Origin of the sequence: Allobosea sp. LjRoot90, from assembly GCF_964254315.1 — a bacterium.
GTDB lineage: Bacteria > Pseudomonadota > Alphaproteobacteria > Rhizobiales > Beijerinckiaceae > Allobosea.
The window spans coordinates 338,886-353,601 of sequence record NZ_CAXUTF020000004.1 but is presented as its reverse complement, the minus strand read 5'-3'; the positions used below and the strand labels follow the sequence as shown (position 1 = coordinate 353,601).

At 66.0% G+C, this 14,716-nt stretch carries 10 protein-coding genes; 7 read left to right on the top strand and 3 right to left on the bottom strand.

Going from position 1 to position 14,716, the window contains the following annotated elements; all coding sequences use genetic code 11:
* Positions 1-51 precede the first annotated feature (51 nt).
* The 3 genes from ACSQ3M_RS17085 to ACSQ3M_RS17075 form a co-directional block, all read right to left on the bottom strand.
* Positions 52-1,782, bottom strand: coding sequence for an adenylate/guanylate cyclase domain-containing protein (locus tag ACSQ3M_RS17085; protein ID WP_436151261.1), 1,731 nt, complete (start codon positions 1,780-1,782; stop codon positions 52-54).
* An 85-nt stretch (positions 1,783-1,867) separates the two neighbouring features.
* Positions 1,868-2,317 carry a cyclic nucleotide-binding domain-containing protein gene (locus ACSQ3M_RS17080; RefSeq protein WP_110489766.1) on the bottom strand — a complete coding sequence of 150 codons (450 nt, stop codon included), beginning with the start codon at positions 2,315-2,317 and terminating at the stop codon, positions 1,868-1,870.
* Complete coding sequence (locus tag ACSQ3M_RS17075; protein WP_436151260.1) at positions 2,314-5,049, bottom strand: ABC transporter transmembrane domain-containing protein; 2,736 nt, start codon at positions 5,047-5,049, stop codon at positions 2,314-2,316. The genes ACSQ3M_RS17080 and ACSQ3M_RS17075 overlap by 4 nt, the downstream gene beginning before the upstream one ends.
* 320 nt (positions 5,050-5,369) lie before the next feature.
* Between ACSQ3M_RS17075 and ACSQ3M_RS17070 the strand changes: the two genes are divergently transcribed.
* From ACSQ3M_RS17070 to ACSQ3M_RS17040, 7 genes are all read left to right on the top strand, one after another.
* Complete coding sequence (locus tag ACSQ3M_RS17070; protein WP_436151259.1) at positions 5,370-7,253, top strand: ABC transporter ATP-binding protein; 1,884 nt, start codon at positions 5,370-5,372, stop codon at positions 7,251-7,253.
* Positions 7,253-9,166, top strand: a complete 1,914-nt coding sequence (locus ACSQ3M_RS17065) for an ABC transporter substrate-binding protein (RefSeq protein ID WP_436151258.1) — start codon at positions 7,253-7,255, stop codon at positions 9,164-9,166. The genes ACSQ3M_RS17070 and ACSQ3M_RS17065 overlap by 1 nt, the downstream gene beginning before the upstream one ends.
* A 5-nt stretch (positions 9,167-9,171) precedes the next feature.
* A complete protein-coding gene (locus tag ACSQ3M_RS17060; RefSeq protein ID WP_436151546.1) occupies positions 9,172-10,170 on the top strand; it encodes an ABC transporter permease in 999 nt (332 codons plus the stop codon).
* Between the two features lie 2 nt (positions 10,171-10,172).
* Positions 10,173-11,345, top strand: a complete 1,173-nt coding sequence (locus tag ACSQ3M_RS17055) for an ABC transporter permease (RefSeq protein ID WP_436151545.1) — start codon at positions 10,173-10,175, stop codon at positions 11,343-11,345.
* Between the two features lie 29 nt (positions 11,346-11,374).
* The gene (locus ACSQ3M_RS17050) at positions 11,375-12,514 is read left to right on the top strand and encodes a glycosyltransferase family 4 protein (protein ID WP_436151257.1); all 1,140 of its coding nucleotides are present in this window, start codon (positions 11,375-11,377) and stop codon (positions 12,512-12,514) included.
* Between the two features lie 158 nt (positions 12,515-12,672).
* Complete coding sequence (locus ACSQ3M_RS17045) at positions 12,673-13,302, top strand: polysaccharide deacetylase family protein (RefSeq protein WP_436151256.1); 630 nt, start codon at positions 12,673-12,675, stop codon at positions 13,300-13,302.
* Between the two features lie 93 nt (positions 13,303-13,395).
* Entirely contained in the window at positions 13,396-14,676 is a 1,281-nt protein-coding gene (locus ACSQ3M_RS17040) for a glycosyltransferase family protein (protein ID WP_436151255.1), read from the top strand.
* Positions 14,677-14,716 lie beyond the last annotated feature (40 nt).

The window sequence follows — 14,716 nt, the reverse complement described above, 5'->3', positions numbered from 1 at the left end:
ACCATAGGCAGGCGCACCGGCAATTGCCAGCGGTGGCTCCAGGCGCCTCGACTAGCTGCTGCCGTCGCCATCCGCGGCGGTCGGAGCCTTGCCCTTCGGCGCCGGCGTGCCGACCTCGGCCTTCTCCGGCTTGGCCTTGGCACCCTGCTCTTCGTTCGACCTGGCCTCGCCGGGCGGCGTGCTGCCGAAGCCGTAGACCTGCATCGGCTTGTCGCGCCCCTTGACCGTGATCTTGTGCGGGACGGTGTCGCGATAGCTGCGTCCGGTCACGCTCACCGTCTCGGCTGAGACGACGATGTCGGACAAAAGGCGCCGCGTCGCCGCCTCGAGCTGGCTGGCGATCATCACCGTCTCGCCGACCGTGATCTCGCGCCGCCCCATGCTTTCGTTCTCGACCGCTCCGACGATCGCCTGGCCGCCATGGATGCCAATACCGATGCGCAGCGGCAATGGCAGAGCATTGGCATATTCGCGGTTGAGCGCCTCGACGGCGCGGACCATGTCGCCCGCAGCCGCGATCGCTGCCGTACCCGCGCGCGCCGGCGTTACCTCGAGCCCGAACACCGCCATCAGCCCGTCGCCATAGATCGCCTCGATCCGCCCGCCATGCGCCGCGATCGCCTGGGACATCTCGTCATAGAAACGGTTGAGCAGGCTCATCAGCTCATGCGGCAGTTGTCGCTCGGAAAGCGCAGTGAAGGCCCTGAGATCCGCGACCATCACCGTCAGGCCCTTCTTGCCGATGCGGTCATCGGAATCGAGAGCGCCGGTGGGACCGGCACCGCGCTGCTTGGCGGCGAGCAGGATCTGGACCTGGAGGTCGCGCTTCGGGCGGATCTGGCAAGCGAGCCGGACATGGTCGCCGGCCGAGATCCGGCGCAGAAGCCGCGCCTCGTTCGGGCCAGGCGGCGGCAGGTCGTCGGCACCGTCCAGCACCAGCACGCGACAGGTAGCGCAGCGTGCCCGCCCGCCGCAGAGCGCGGCGTGCGGAATGCCGAAGCGGCGGAAGATCTCGAGCAGGGTCGGGCCGGGAACGACCCGGCGCACGCCGTGGCCGATGAAGCGCACCGCGATGGCGCCGAGCGCCCGCGCCCTGAGTTCGCGGAAGACGACGAAACCGGCAAAACCGCCGATCAGGCCAAAGAAGGCGCGCTTGGCCCAGGTCACATGCAGGTTGAACGCATCGACCTGACTGGCCGTGTAGAGTTCCGGCGGCAGCGCCATCGTCTGCGCCTCCCGTCCGGCCACCGAGAAGCCGATGATGGCCAGCAGCGGCACCAGGATCGCCACCAGCAGGAACGGATCGCGCCAGCGCACATAGGCGTCACGCGCCCGGAAGGTGAAATGCAGGCCGATCACGCCATGCGTCCAGACCAGCAGCAGCAGCAGGCTCTGCGACACGGCAAGACCAGGCCAGAGTCGGCGCAGCACGGCATGATAGCTCTCGTCCTGGCCGAACAATGAGCCCTGCACCCGGGTGCCGACGATATGGTCGATCAGGAAGATCGGGATCGCGACGCCGAGCACGATCTGGATCACTTCGCGCGCCGGCATACGGAACGTGCGCCGCTGTGCCACGCGCAGCAGGGCGAAGACGGGATGGACGACGAGCGAGCCGTAGAGCGCAACCGTGCCGATCCAGCTGTGCCAGAACCAGTAGCGCCAGTCCTGCACCGCCTCCATCGTCGCGACGCCGAAGATGCCGAGCGCGTGATTGAGGAAATGCGTGGTCGCGAAGACCATGAGAATGCAGCCGGAAGCGAAGCGGACGTCGCGGCTCAAGGACGACATCTGGTCGAAGCCGGAACTGACGGGCCTGCCCCCGGTTGGCGTGCTCGGAACCGCTGTCATCGGCGCACCCGGCGCTTCAATGTGTCTTCTCGCCATGCAAGACGGAATCCGCCAGCCGATAGAGCCGCCCGGCTAGATCGCGCGACAGGGCGACGGAGAATTCCGGAATGTTGTCGAGCAGCTCGAAGAACAGTGCGCGCGGCAGCCGCAGCGCCACGACGTCAGTCTTAGCGGCGGAGCGCGCAGCATTGGTCTGATTGCAGAGCAGCGGCACGTCGCCGATGATGCTGCCGGTCGCGAGCCGGAAGCTCTTCTGCCGTCCATCGGAGAAGTCGTGCGAGAGTTCGACCTCCCCTTCCAGGATGCAGTAGACCTCTTCGGGCTTCGCGCCTTCCTCGGTGATGACCGTTCCGGCCGGAAAATAGAGCCGCTCTCCCATCAGGGCGAGCAGCTTCAGCCGTGGCCCCGGCAATCCGCGGAACAAAGGGATCGATTTCAGGCAACCAATATCGCTCTCGAGCGTCATGTCCTCGCCTCGATCGGAACTGCCCCGTTGAGGGGCAGCATCTCGTCCTGCAGCTCGTCCGCCTCGTCGACGGCTCCGCCCTTACTCACCCGGGCCACGGCTCCGTTGAATATGATCTTCTCAGGGATATCGGCAGCCAACCCCTGGTCGGTCAAGAGCAGGAACACGGTCTTGTCCTCGCAATAGCTACCGATCCGACGGATAAGGCCGCCCGGATCGGCGCAGGTGATGGCGAAGGCGTCGAGATCGAGCACCAGAATGTCCGGTTGTTTGATCAACGCCTGGGCCAGCGGCACCATGAGGCGCAGGCGCAGCGGCAGCAGCCGGCCGCGCAGGCCGACATCGGTGTTGAGCCCCAGGCGATAGGCCGCCGCGTCGAGCCCGGCGCGCGACAGCGCCGCCCGGGCGATCTCCGCCACCTTGCGTCCGGCATCGGGGACGCCGAAGCCGATGCGCCCGAACAGCAGGTTGTCGCGCACGCTCGCGCCATGGATCACATCGGCTGGATCGTAGAACTCGATCTCGTCGGCCTTCTCGCCGGGAAGATAGGTCTTGAAGGAGTTCCTGGCGCGCAGCACGCGCCGCCGCAGGGCGATGTCGAGCAGGTTGAGCCGGTGCTTTGGCTCGACATAGCCGAGCGCAAGCGCGACCAGCTCGCGCTGCACCGTAGGGTCGAGCGGGCTGCGCCTGTCGTGCCGGCGCAGGGCCTCGGCCAGCTCACCGAGCTTCTCCAGATCGACCTCGCCGCCGAAGGCATAGCGCTCGAACAGGACATGGCCCTGTGGCAGGCCGGCGAAGATCTCGACCAGTGTCGAGGCGATGCGCCCGCCGATCTCGGCCAGCGGCTCATCGAGCGCCTCCGCTTGCAGCACCGAGCGGGCGTAAGCGTCGTCGAGCAGGAAGTCGGCCGGCTGGCGGCCATTGCGCATGGCGCCGAAGACGAGATTCTCCGCGATCGTCGCATTGGCGTTGTAGCGCTCGAGATCGAAGGTCTCGATCAGCCCGCCGAGCTTGGTCTTGGTCAATTCGGCCGCCACCACCTCGCGCGCTTCGATGATGCGTTCGGCCGCGCCTTCCGGCAACGGGGCGATCACCTTCGCATCGAGACCGAGTTCGTAGATCTCGTCGGCGCAGCCGAGCGTGTCGAGTATCGAGAGGAGGCGCTGCTCGAGCGCCTCCTCTCCATCGAGGCCGGCGCCTTCATAGTCGTTCCAGTCCGCCGTGAAGGGCAGCGGCGTGTTTCCCGCGCGCAGCGCCTCGATGAAGCGGCGATGCTCCTCCTGATCGACGACCTCGTCCGGCTTCACGACCGGGCGCCTGCGCTTCAGCGGCAACAGGATGTTGTCGCGCAGGGACCCGTTGATGATCTCGATCTCGGGGCCGGCATAGCCGATGAAATGGCTCGCGCGCTCGACGCTGATCGCGGAGAGCGGCTCCTTGTCGATCATGACGCGGCCGCTATAGCTCATGGTCTGCCGGCCGAGGATGCGGCCGAGCGTGTCGCGGCCGCCGCCGGCGCCCCCGATCAGCGCGACCGCTCCCGGCCGGCGCAGGGTCAGGCTTAGCGGCGCCAGGAGTGGCTGACCGCGATTATCGACCATCTCGACCTTGTCGAGCCGGATCTCGCCGCGGGACGGCAGCCGCGCAATCTCGCCCTTCTCCTCCAGCGTGACCACCTCGGTCGGGCTGAACTGCGCGATCACCTGCTCGTATTTGATGGTGACGTCGTTGCGCTGCTGCTCCCAGTCGATCAGCTCCTTGATCGGCGGCGGCAGGTCGCGATAGGCCGCGATCACCGCGACCAGCTGGCCGATGTCGAGCCGACCCTGCAGCGCGAAGAAGCCGCCAATCGCATAGAAAAAGAAGGGCGTGACCTGCGCCAGCAGGTTGTTGAGGAACTTGACGGCGAATTTGCGCTTGTAGAGGGCGTAGCGGATGTCGAACAGCGTGCCGAGCCGCCCGGCGATATCCGACTGGATATAGGAGGTTGCGCCATTTCCCTGAATGGTCGGTCCGGCATCGACGATCTCGCCGATCCGCCCCGCGAGCTGGCGCGAGGCGATCTGGCGCTCGCGGCCGAGTCGGAGCTGCTCCTTGCGCAGGATCGGGATGATCACCGCCTGCATCAGCACGATGACCAGCGCGATCGAGCCGAGCCAGACGCTCTGCATCATGATGAAGGCGAGCGCGGTCAGCGCCTGGCTGAGCAGGAAGGCCGGCTGGATGAAGGCGTCGCCGACGAAGCTGCCGATCGGCTCGACCTCGTCCTTGATCATGCTCGCGGCTTCGGCCGGCTTGACCGAGCGGATATCCTCCGGCCGGAAGCGCATCAATTGGCTGAACAGGTCATAGCGCATGCGCCTGAGCATGCGCTCGCCGAGCACGCCCTTTTGCAGGTTGACGATGTATTTGAAGCCGCCGTTGATCAGGACGAGCAGGAGAAAATAGAAACTCAGCGTCAGCAGCAGGCCGAGCTGGCCGACCTTGAAGCCTTCGGAGATCTGGAAGCCGCCGCCGCCGAGGAAGTCCGGCAGATGCAGCGCCCAGTCGAACACCGTCGCCGTCGTCTTGCCGTCCTTGAAGGCGCCGCCCTGGATCGCATCGTTGACGATGCGCTTGGGAACGTCGAACGACGCCCAGTTGAAGGGGATCGAGACGAGGATCACGAGCAGAACGATGATCTGCTCCCGGCGGCTCTTCTGCCAGACGTAACGGAAGAGGCTTCTCTCCAAGGGGCTTTCCCATCCCGCATCCGGAAGAGCGGAAACTCCGCCGGCTTGCCCCCATATGTGGGCAGTTCACGACGCGGCGCAACATGCCGCAGGACTCGACAAGTCCGGCGATTTCAAGTTCGGTCGAGGCAGGCGGCGCGGGCGGGAACGCCGCCATGTTGCAAGATCGTCATCGAGACAGGACAAGGACGGCTGGGTCGGGAGAACAAAGAACCGCGCCGCAGCGTAAGGGGAAGCTTCGGCGCCAGATCGATCCGGACGAGGGCGCAGATCGTGCATCCGGCACCACGAACATCAGGGGACGACGGCGTCAGCCGCAGATGAACATTCTCGAGATCAACGACCTGCGGATCGGCTTCACCGTTCACGGCTTCGCTCGCGATGTCGTGAAGGGCGTCGACTTCCGCATTCCCGCCGGCAAGACGGTCGCGCTCGTCGGCGAGTCCGGCTCGGGAAAATCGGTGATCTCGCAGGCGATCATGGGCCTCCTGCCGCGGGCCGGCGCCATCACCGGTGGCCAGATTCTGTTCCGCGATCCAGAGACACCCGATGCCGTCACCGACATCGCCACCTTGCCCGCCGAGGGCAAGGAAATCCGCGACCTGCGCGGCGGGCGGATCGGCATGATCTTCCAGGAGCCGATGTCCTCGCTCTCGCCGGTCCACACCATCGGCAACCAGATCGAGGAGGCGCTGCAACTGCATCGCCCGATGCCGAAGCCCGAAGCGCGCGCGCTGATCGAGGCGATGCTGAAGCGGGTCGGCTTCAAGGATCCCGCCCGCGCCTACGACTTCTATTCCTTCGAGCTCTCAGGCGGCCTGCGCCAGCGCGCCATGCTCGCCATGGCGCTGATCTGCCAGCCGGCGCTTTTGATCGCCGACGAGCCGACCACGGCGCTCGACGTCACCATCCAGGCACAGGTGCTCGACCTGATGCGCGATCTCCAGGCCGAGATGGGGATGGCGATCCTGCTGATCACCCATGATCTCGGCGTCGTCGCCAACATGGCCGACGAGGTCGTGGTGATCTACCATGGCGAGATCATGGAGAGTGGCCCGGCCGAGGACATCTTCCGCCGCCCGCAGCACCCCTATCTCAAGGCGCTGCTCAAGGCCTCGCCGCATTTCGACATGCAGGAGGGCGAACGCCTTGTCGCCTTGCGCGAGGCCCGCCCGCGCGCGCCGGCCGCGCCAAAGCCGCCACCCGCGCAGCAGGCCACCGGGCAACAGGCACCGCTGCTTGCGGCGCGCCATCTGCGCAAGACCTATACGACCAACTCCAGCCGCTTCTTCGGCAAGGGTACGACCTCGACCGTCGTCGCTGTCGACGATGTCAGCTTCGATATCGAACGGGGCGAATGCCTCGGCCTCGTCGGCGAGAGCGGCTGCGGCAAGACCACGCTCAGCAAGCTGATCATGCGAGCGCTGACGCCCGATTCCGGCGAAATCCGCTTCGACGACGGCAAGGACTGCATCGACCTCCTGTCGCTGCAGGGCGAGGCGCTGCGCGGTTTCCGGCCGAAGCTGCAGATGATCTTCCAGGATCCGGTCTCGTCACTGTCGCCGCGGATGACCGTGATGAACCTCCTGCGCGAGCCGCTCGTCATCCACGAGCGCGGCGACGGCGCCGAGCAGAAGGCGCGGGTCAAGGCGCTGATGGACGATGTCGGGCTCGATCAGCGCTTCCTCTCGCGCTATCCGCATTCCTTCTCCGGCGGTCAGCGTCAGCGCATCGGTATCGCTCGGGCGCTCGCGCTCGACCCGGAGCTGATCATCTGCGATGAGCCCGTCTCGGCGCTCGACGTCTCCGTCCAGGCGCAGATCCTCAATTTGCTCAAAGACCTGCAGGCCGAGCGCGGCCTGACTTTCCTGTTCATCTCGCACAATCTCGCGGTGGTGAACTACATGGCCGACCGTATCGCGGTGATGGCGAACGGCCGCATCGTCGAGCTCGCGCCGCGCCACACCCTCTTCACCGCGCCGGTCCACCCCTACACCAAGGCGCTGCTGAAATCGGTGCCGTTCGCCGATCTCGACCGCAAACTCGACTTCAAGCTGGCGGCCCCCGGCGGCGCCTCCGATACGCGTCACTGGCCGGCGGGCTTCAAGCACGATCCGGATGGCGAGCCGCTCGCCCATCTCGATCTTGGTGCCGGCCATCTCGTCCTCGCCAAGCCCGGCGCCAACATCAGGGAACTCGCCTGATGCGGATCGCGCGCAGAAGCTTCCTTCTCGGGACCGGCGCCGCCCTCGTCGCGCCGCGGCTGGGCTTTGCCGGCGTCGAGACCTTGATCGACAGCCCCGCGCTCGCCGCCAAGGTCACCGCCGGTGGACTGCCGCCGCTCTCCGAGCGCCTGCCAAAATCACCGCGATTGATCGAGGTGGCGGCCATGGGTCGCACGCCCGGCCGGCATGGCGGCACCATCCGCATGCTGATGGGCGACCAGCGCGACATCCGCATGATGACGATCTACGGCTACACGCGCCTCGTCGTCTACGATGACAAGCTCGAGCTCGCGCCGGATGTGCTCGAGAGTTTCGAGGTCGAACGCGGCCGCGTCTTCACCTTGCGACTGCGGGCCGGCCATCGCTGGTCGGACGGCCATCCCTTAACCGCCGAGGATTTCCGCTACTGGTGGGAGGACGTCGCCAACAACAAGCGGCTCTCGCCGGGCGGACCGCCGCAGGCAATGCTGATCTCCGGCCAGCCCTGCCGTTTCGAGATCCTCGACGAGCTCACGCTGCGCTACACCTGGGCCGAGCCGAACCCGGTCTTCCTGCCCGGGCTCGCCGGCGCCCAGCCGCTCTATATCGCCATGCCGGCGCATTATCTGAAGCAGTTCCACCAGCGCTATGCCGGCAAGGAGGAACTGGAGCAGAAGATCAAGAACGCCCGCGTCAAGGATTGGGGCTCATTGCACGAGCGCTTCTCGCGCCAGTACCGGCCGGAGAACCCCGATCTGCCGACGCTCGACCCCTGGCGCAACACCACGTCGATCCCGGCCGAGCGCTTCACCTTCGTCCGGAACCCCTACTTTCATCGGATCGACGAGAATGGCCGGCAGCTGCCCTATGTCGACGAGGTCACGCTGACGATCGGCAGCTCGGCCCTGATCCCGGCCAAGACCGCCGCCGGCGATACCGACTTGCAGGCCCGCTATCTACGCTTCGAGGACTACACCTTCCTCAAGGGCGCTGCGAAGCGAATGAACTTCGAGGTCAGGCTGTGGAAGCGGGCCGAGGGCGCCTCATTCGCGCTGATGCCCAACCTGAACGCGATCGATCCGACCTGGCGCGACCTCAACCGCGATGTGCGCTATCGCCGCGCATTATCGCTCGCGATCAATCGGCGCGACATCAACCGCGTCATCTATTTCGGGCTCGCCAAGGAGAGCGGCAACACCGCTTTGCCGGAGAGCCCGCTCTATGATGCGGCGCTGGCGCAGCTCAACATGACGCCGGACCTCGCCGAGGCCAATCGCCTGCTCGACGAGATCGGCCTTTCCAAGCGTGACGGCGAGAAGATCCGCCTGTTCCCGGATGGGCGGCGCCTCGAGTTCACCGTCGAGACCGCCGGCGCCTCGACCGAAGAGACCGACATTCTCGACCTGATCAAGCAGGACTTCATCGCGATCGGCATCAAGATCCACCCGCGCTCCAGTCAGCTCGACGTCTTCCGCCGCCGCATCCTCGCCGGCCAGACGATCATGTCCGGCTGGACCGGCATGGACAATGCGCTGGTCGCTGCCGAAATGGAGCCCGACGCGCTGGCGCCGACCTCGTCCGCCCAGTTCAACTGGCCGCGCTGGGGCCAGTATTTCGAGAGCGGTGGCCGCGAGGGCGAGGCGCCCGAAAGTCCGGAGGCAAAGGAGCTCGTTGCGCTTTACAAGGCCTGGCGGCATTCAGCGACCCATGAGGAGCGCCGGGGAATCTGGCAGACGATGCTGAAGATCAACGCCGAGCAATTGTTCACGATCGGCGTGGTCAACGCCACGCTGCAGCCGGTCGTGGTCGCCAAGGCGCTGCGCAACCTGCCTGAGAATGGCCTCTACAGCTTCGAGCCCGGCGCCTTCTTCGGCCGCTACATGCCGGACACGTTCTGGTTCGAGGGGAAGTAGCCGTGCTGCTGAAGTACATCTTCAAGCGCATCCTGGTGATGATCCCGACGCTGTTCGTCACCAGCGTCCTGATCTTCACCGTGATCAACCTCCCCGAGGGCGACTATTTCGAGACCATGGTCGCCGAGATGCAGGCCCAGGGCGAGAAGGCGGACATGAGCCGCGTCGAGTTCCTGAAGAAGGAATACGGCTTCGACAAGCCGCCGGCCGAGCGCTATTTCTGGTGGGTCACCGGCCTGCTGCGCGGCGATATGGGCTACTCCTTCGAGTACCAGCTGCCGGTGCGCGACATCGTCGGCGACCGCCTGCTGCTGACCATGGTGGTCTCCTTCTTCACCATCATCTTCACCTGGATCGTCGCTTTTCCGATCGGCATCTATTCGGCGACGCACCAGTACAGCTGGGGCGATTACGGCCTCACCTTCATCGGCATGCTCGGCCTCGCCATACCGCATTTCCTGCTGGCGCTGATCTTCCTCTATTTCGCCAATATCTGGTTCGGCACCTCGATCGGCGGCCTGGTCGATCCGCAATACCTCAACCAGCCGATGAGCTGGGCCAAGTTCAAGTCGGTGCTGGAGCACCTCTGGATTCCGGTGATCATCATCGGCGCCGGCGGCACCGCCGGCATGATCCGCAAGCTGCGCGCCAACCTGCTCGATGAACTCCAGAAGCAATACTACGTCACCGCCCGCGCCAAAGGCCTGCCGCCGGGCAAGGCGCTGCGCAAATATCCGCTGCGCATGGCGCTCAACTTCTTCATCTCCGATATCGGCGACATCCTGCCCTCGGTCGTCTCCGGCGCAGAGATCGTCGCGATCGTGCTCTCGCTCCAGACCACCGGCCCGCTGCTGATCCGGGCGCTGCAGAGCCAGGACATGTACCTCGCCGGCTCGTTCCTGATGTTCCTCTCCTTCCTGACCGTGATCGGCGTGCTGATCTCCGACATTGCGCTCGCGATCCTCGATCCGCGCATCCGGCTGCAGGGGACGGCGACCAAGTGACGATGCCTCCCGTCCCCACGGCCTCGGAGCCGCTGCCGCATCGCTGGTCGACCGCGCCGTTCGAGCCCTACGCGGTCGAGAAGATGTCGCCCGAGCAGGAGCGCGTCTATCTCGCTCCGCAATGGAAACTGATGTGGTGGAAGTTCCGCAAGCACAGGCTCGCGGTGATCTCCGGCATCGTCATCCTGCTGATGTACCTGTCGGTCGCGATCTGCGAGTTCCTGGCGCCCTATCACTACACGACGCGCAATACAGACTTCATCCGCGCGCCGCGGCAGGAGCTGCGTCTCTTCCACGAAGGCAGCTTCATCGGCCCCTTCGTCTACCCTTACGTCCAGCGCCTCAACATGGAGAACCTGAAGCGCGAATACGACGTCGACGAGACCAGACCGCAGAAGCTCCGCTTCTTCTGCCGCGCCGACAGCTACGAGTTCTGGGGCCTCATTCCCGGCAATCTCCACCTGATCTGCCCGCCCGAAGGCGGCACGCTCTATCTGCTCGGCACCGACCGACTCGGGCGCGACATGTTCTCGCGCATCCTCTATGGCGGGCGAATCTCGCTGACCATCGGCCTGCTCGGCGTCAGCGTCTCCTTCGTGCTCGGCATCATCATCGGCGGCATCGCCGGCTACTATGGCGGCAAGGTCGACCTCGTCGTGCAGCGTATCATCGAGATCGTGCAGTCGCTGCCGCATATCCCGCTCTGGCTGGCGCTGGGCGCGATCATGCCGCCCTCCTGGAGTCCGCTGCTGGTCTATTTCGGCATCACCGTGATCCTCGGGCTGATGGACTGGACCGGGCTCGCCCGCGCCGTCCGCTCGAAGCTGCTGGCGCTGCGCGAGGAGGATTATGTCGTCGCCGCCCAGCTGATGGGCGCCAAGCCTGCCCGCATCATCGGCCTGCATCTCGTGCCCGGCTTCATGAGCCATCTCATCGCGGCCGCGACGATCACCATCCCCAAGACCATTCTGGGCGAGACCGCGCTGTCCTTCCTCGGTCTCGGCCTCCGGCCGCCGATCACCAGCTGGGGCGTGATGCTGAACGAGGCGCAGAACATCAACGTCGTCGCGCTCTATCCTTGGCTGCTCTACCCGTGCGTCCCGGTGATCGTCATCATCCTCGCCTTCAACTTCCTCGGCGACGGCCTGCGCGACGCGGCCGATCCGTATCGCTGAAGCCTGCTCGCGCTATCGCAAGACCAGCCGTGAAGATTGCTTTCCATACACCGCTCAACCGCTATGGCGACGCCGCCCCCTCCGGCGACCGGCTGATGGCGCGCCAATTGGTGACGCTGCTGGCAGAACTCGGCCATGCCGTCGAGATCGTCTCGGCCGAGCGCAGCTTCATGCGCGAACCCGATCCAGCGGTGCTCGCCGCTCACAAGGATGCGGCCCAGAGCGTCATCGCGTCGCTGACGAAGCAATGGCAGGCGCCGAACGCTCGGCCCGACCTGTTCTTCACCTATCACTGCCATTACCGCGCCCCGGACCTGATCGGCCCTGTCCTGGTCGAGCATTTCAGCCTGCCCTATCTCGTCGCCGAAGCCAGCGATGCGCAGAAGCGCTTCGACGGGCCCTGGGCGGAGGCGGCCGCGCTCGCCCGCGACGCGATCCTACGCGCCGATCTGCACCTCTGCATGACGGCTCGCGACCGCAAAGGCTTGAGCCGGCTCATCCCTGAGCCGGAGCGCCTGATCGACCTGCCGCCCTTCCTGTTGAAGCTCGCCGATATGCCCGAGCGTGTTGTCGCACCGCATGCGGATAACGAGCCGGTCCGGCTGATCGCGGTCGCGATGATGCGCCAGGGCAACAAGGCCGCCTGCTACCTCTTCCTCGCCCGGACGCTCGCCCGTATCACCGACCTGCCCTGGACCCTGACCCTGATCGGCGATGGACCCGAACGCGCCGCCATCGAGGCCGCATTCGCCGGCTTCCCATCCGGCCGCGTCCGTTTCCTTGGACGCCGGGAGCGCGCCGAGATCCTCGCCGAGCTCGCAACCCACGACCTCTTCGTCTGGCCCGGCCTGAACGAAGCCTATGGCGTGGTCTATCTTGAAGCGCAGGCCGCTGGGCTTCCCGTCGCGGCCCTCGACAGCGGCGGCGTCCCGGCAGTGGTCGCGCGTGATCTCACCGCCCTGCTCGCGCCGCATGGCGACGAAGCCGGGCTGGCCGCGACGATCGCGCGACTGATCGGCGATGCCGGCTTGCGTGCCCGCATGGCTGCGGCAGCGCAAGTGTTCGCGCGCCAGGAACGCAATGGCGACGGCGCCCGCAAAATCCTCGCCGGCGCGCTGGAGGCCGCCATCGCCCGGCACGGCCGCAGGGCCCTGAAGACCGTGCTGTGACCGAGGATGCGGCCTGGTCCGCCCTCTTCGCCGAGCTCGACCGCTGGGCCGCCGCCGGCAAGCGCCTCGATCTTTGGCTGCGCGATGACGACGCGACCGTGCCAAGCCCCCAGCTCGACCGGCTCGCCGCCCTCTCCGAGCGTTTCGCGATCCCGGTGTTGCTCGCCTCGATCCCACTGCTGGCGCAAGAGAGTCTGGCAAGGCGTCTGGAGACCGCGCCGCTCCTGCGCCCCTGCCAGCACGGGACCTGGCACCGCAACCACGCCCCTGCCGACGAGAAGAAGGGCGAGTTCGGCCTGCATCGGCCACTTCCTGAAATTCTCACAGAGATCGCTGCTGGCCAGAAGCGCCTGCGCGAGCTGTTCGGCGACCGCTTCGTGCCGGTCTTCGTGCCGCCTTGGAACCGCATTCATCCCGCGATCGCATCAGAACTGCCGGGCCTCGGCTTCACCGGCCTCTCTTGCTTCCGCAATTTTACCCTCGGACCTGCCGGCGGCCCGTGTCTCGTCAATACCGACCTCGACCTGATCGATTGGCATGGCGGCCGCGTCGGCCGGCAGCCCGACGATCTCCTGGCCGAGATGGTCCAAACGCTCGCCATTCGCCGCATGAGCCCGGAATCAAACCAGCCCTTTGGCCTGCTGCTGCACCATCACGATCATGACAGCGCGGCCTGGGATGTCCTCACGAATCTGCTGATCCGGTTGTCCGGTCACGCGGCCGTCGCATTCTCCGGTCCCGATGCGCTCTTCGGCGCGGCAACGGACTTGGCAATGGACTTGGATTGACGCGCCGCCGGCGCTATGGTTTTGGCCAGTTCGGGTGCGTTCTTGCGTCCCCCGGAGGCCATCTGACCTTCTAGTAGAGGACGCGACGCACGCATGGGCCTCAGTCTGATCGACGATAGCGGGGCGCGCCGTCCGCCATGCAGCCCGCATGCGCCGCGTGTCCTGATCTATAGCCACGACACTTTCGGTCTCGGCCATATCCGCCGCTGCCGCGCGATCGCCAATTCGCTGGCCGCGAGCTACCCTCATATATCAGTGATCATCGTCTCCGGCTCGTCGATGATCTCGAGCTTCCAGTTCGGCGACGGCGTCGACTATGTTCGCATTCCCGGCATCGAGAAGCAGAGCGATGGCCGCTATCTGCCGCACCATCTCAACCTCGAGCTCGCCGACACGATCCGCCTGCGCACCGACCTGATCAAGCAGACCGTGCTGTCCTTCGATCCGGACGTCGTCATCGTCGACAAGGAGCCGATCGGCCTGCGCGGCGAGCTCATCCCGTCGCTCGAGATTCTGCGCCGGCGCGGTGCCCGTATTGTGCTCGGCCTGCGCGACGTGCTCGACGAGCCCGCCAAGCTGCATGAGGAATGGCGTCAGAGCGGCGCGCTCGACGTGCTCGCCAACGTCTATGACGACATCTGGGTCTACGGGCTGGAGAGCATTTACCGGCCGCTCGATGGGTTGCCGAACCAGCCGCTCTTCGCCGACAAGATCCGCTATACCGGCTATCTCAAGCGCGCAGTGCCCTCGCCGATGCCGCCAAACCGGCATCCGCGCATCACCAAGGGCCCTTTCATTCTGGTGACGCCCGGCGGCGGCGGCGACGGTGCAGGGGTGATCGACTGGGTGATTTCGGCCTATGAGACCGATTCGACCATCGAATTACCGTCGCTGATCGTCTTCGGCCCGTTCCTGTCGCGCGAGAAGCGCAAGGAATTCACCGAGCGCATCGCAAAGCTGCCCAAGCTGGAGAGCATCGGTTTCGAGCCGCGCCTCGAACTCCTGATGAACCGGGCCCACTGCGTCGTCGCCATGGGCGGCTACAACACATTCTGCGAGATTCTGTCCTTCGACAAACCGGCGCTGATCGTGCCGCGCGTCCGGCCGCGCCTGGAGCAGGCGATCCGGGCCGAACGCGCCGACAATCTGCGCCTGATCGACGTGCTGCTCGACCCGACTCAGACCGGCGCGAGCACGCGCGACCCGTGGCAGATGGCGAAGGCGCTGCACGCCTTGCCGAAGCGCATGCCGCCGTCGCAGGCCTTCCTGCCGGACCTGCTCGACGGCCTTCCCGCGATCAACCGCATGCTCGCCAATGACCTCTCCTTGCCCGTCCGTGGCCGGGCGCTGGCGCAGAACGCGGCGGCCGGCTGATCGCGAAAGGCGACCCTATCGCGCGGTTACGCGCAGGACG

Coding starts and splice junctions, on each gene's coding strand:
- ACSQ3M_RS17080 (WP_110489766.1), bottom strand. CDS start 2,317: ATGACGCTCGAGAGCGATATTGGTTGCCTGAAATCGATCCCTTTGTTC.
- ACSQ3M_RS17070 (WP_436151259.1), top strand. CDS start 5,370: ATGAACATTCTCGAGATCAACGACCTGCGGATCGGCTTCACCGTTCAC.
- ACSQ3M_RS17065 (WP_436151258.1), top strand. CDS start 7,253: ATGCGGATCGCGCGCAGAAGCTTCCTTCTCGGGACCGGCGCCGCCCTC.
- ACSQ3M_RS17055 (WP_436151545.1), top strand. CDS start 10,173: ATGCCTCCCGTCCCCACGGCCTCGGAGCCGCTGCCGCATCGCTGGTCG.
- ACSQ3M_RS17040 (WP_436151255.1), top strand. CDS start 13,396: ATGGGCCTCAGTCTGATCGACGATAGCGGGGCGCGCCGTCCGCCATGC.